The sequence below is a fragment of the Bacillus sp. JJ1127 genome (assembly GCF_036965845.1).
GTDB lineage: Bacteria > Bacillota > Bacilli > Bacillales > Bacillaceae_G > Bacillus_A.
In genome coordinates, this window is the sequence record NZ_JBALQK010000447.1 from 238 (window position 1) to 2,450 (window position 2,213).

Here is a 2,213-nt window from a genome sequence, read left to right on the forward strand (position 1 = left end):
CAAAACGAAAAAAATGAGCCGAATTCTCATAAATAATTGTAAAAAGGTAAAATTCTCGTTATGGGGGTGTCTTAAAATCTTAGGTTGATGGGCATGGGGTCCCACCCACATTTTAACGAAAACATACGCTAAGCAAATTTCGACCGTGAAGAGCAACTAAGGCAGCTACACGAAAAAAGGAAACAGACAACTATAGCTAAGGTTGAGGAAGCTATAAAACGACTAACCAAGAGCTCTAAAGCAATTAACTTCAATAGTGTGGCAGAAGAAGCCGGAGTGAGTAAAGCCACACTGTATAACCATACAGAGCTCAAAGAACGCATCAATTTCTTGCGAAATCAACAAGAAAAAGCATTTGTGGACTCTAGGATTAAACGGGACGAGAACAATCAAAATGCCGTCATCGCTTCTCTTAAAAGAAGAATTGAAAAGTTAGAGAAAAAGAATAAAGAGCTTGAAGAAGAAAATAAGCAATTGCGTGAAAAAGAAAATGAAAAGCTTACTGATTACTTCATGAAGTTATAAAATTAGGACCGTACATATTAGACATATCTAAAATGTACGGTCCTTTTGTTTACTAGTGGTTCACTTATCTAACCTAAAGATAAGTATGTGGTCCTTTTACAATTTGAATTTCTTTTTAAGCTTCTTATATTTTCTATATGAACGTCTAACAATGTTTAACATGAAATACGGTATTTTAACAGGGAAAGGCAATTTATAAATGAAAGGCAAGTAAAATGTAAAATATGCCTTTTCTAGGTCTCTCCACTTACTATCTTCTTTTGTTTTTAAGAAATCAGATACATCGACTACATATCCCCTTCCGTTTTCCATCATCACATTTTTCCCGTGAACATCACAAGGAGTTAATCCTTGTTCCCTTGCATACTCTAAAGCTTCATTGATATCAAGGATTACCTGCTTAGGAATTTTAATCCCCTTATGAATAGCATCGTATAAGGTAATTTCTTTTAAACGTTTCAATACTATGAAATTTTCTCCTTTATATATAAGCTTCGAATAAGAAGGATGATTTCCGATTCTTCGGTATACTTCTGACTCTTTTTCAATTCCTTCTCCTTCTCGCGCGTAAATTTTCACTACCCAATCTTTGTATTCTTTGTGCATAAATACTGCGGCATAATTACCTGTCCCTAAACACTTCCAAAGTCTGGGAATATCTTTAACTACTACAGGATCGAATTTATCCTCACTTTTTATGCTTACCTCTTTTAATAATTCGTCCTTTATCAATCCCACAAAACTATTTATACTCATCATTTCCACTCCAGTTTTGTTAAAAGGGGTCCCATCCACATTTTAAAATGAATATGTCAAAATATATACAATTTAATTTTCCTCATACTGTTTGGCAAGTTTATAAAATGAGGAACGTTTGATGCCATACTTTTTCATAGCTCCTACGGCTGTAATTGAACCAGATTTCCATTCCTTGTAAGCTTCAATAAATTCTTCTGTTATTTCGACAGGCGGACGTCCTAAACGTTTACCTTGCTTCCTGGCAAGAGCAATTCCTTCAGCTTGACGTTGTTTAATATCAATTCGCTCTTTTTCTGCAAAGGCTGATAATATTGTAAGAGTTGCTTTTTGAATTGCACTCTGAATGACATCATTTGTACTTTCTCCAGTGTAATTGACATTAATATAGGGTTCCTTTATAAATTGTAAATTTACTCTATGCTTTTCATAGTACCTAAATTCTTCTAATGTATCATTCATATTTCTCCCAAGTCTTGTTAAGGAATCAAATACAATGGTATCTTCCGCACGAACAAGACGTTTTAGCATTTGGTAATTCTCTCTCTCCATATTTTTCCCAGATTCTTTATCTATGAAAATATCCCGATCTTCTATTCCTAAATCTTTCATATTCTGAATTTGTCGTTCTTCGTTTTGATCTTTACTCGAAACTCGGACATATCCAAATTTTTTATGTTTCATATGCTACACCTCACTGGTAATTATACCAATTATGTCTGTAAAAATATATAAAATAAACAGATGTCTGTAAAGTGAGAAATAAACATTTGTAGACGTGGTTTTTTATAGGTTTCTATATATCTGTAAAGGTATACTTTTATAGATGGTTCAAGATGTTCACTTAACACTAAATACATGAAAGTTAAAAATGTATCTAAAGGTGTACTTTTTGACATACTATAACCTATTATATATATAATCCATAAGGA

Annotated in this window: 2 protein-coding genes and 1 pseudogene; 1 reads left to right on the forward strand and 2 read right to left on the reverse strand. The window is 33.1% G+C overall.

Features of this window, described 5'->3' with window-relative positions:
• Positions 1-135: 135 nt before the first annotated feature.
• A pseudogene (locus V7183_RS25745) lies at positions 136-525 on the forward strand (DUF6262 family protein); the annotation flags it as partial.
• A gap of 96 nt (positions 526-621) precedes the next feature.
• Here the strand turns inward: V7183_RS25745 and V7183_RS25750 are convergent.
• Positions 622-1,281 (reverse strand): serine/threonine protein kinase, encoded by a 660-nt coding sequence (locus tag V7183_RS25750; RefSeq protein WP_335361311.1) that lies wholly within the window; start codon positions 1,279-1,281, stop codon positions 622-624.
• 72 nt (positions 1,282-1,353) lie between these two features.
• Positions 1,354-1,965, reverse strand: a complete 612-nt coding sequence (locus V7183_RS25755; RefSeq protein ID WP_097899453.1) for a recombinase family protein — start codon at positions 1,963-1,965, stop codon at positions 1,354-1,356.
• Positions 1,966-2,213 lie beyond the last annotated feature (248 nt).

Coding starts and splice junctions, on each gene's coding strand:
- V7183_RS25755 (WP_097899453.1), bottom strand. CDS start 1,965: ATGAAACATAAAAAATTTGGATATGTCCGAGTTTCGAGTAAAGATCAA.
- V7183_RS25750 (WP_335361311.1), bottom strand. CDS start 1,281: ATGAGTATAAATAGTTTTGTGGGATTGATAAAGGACGAATTATTAAAA.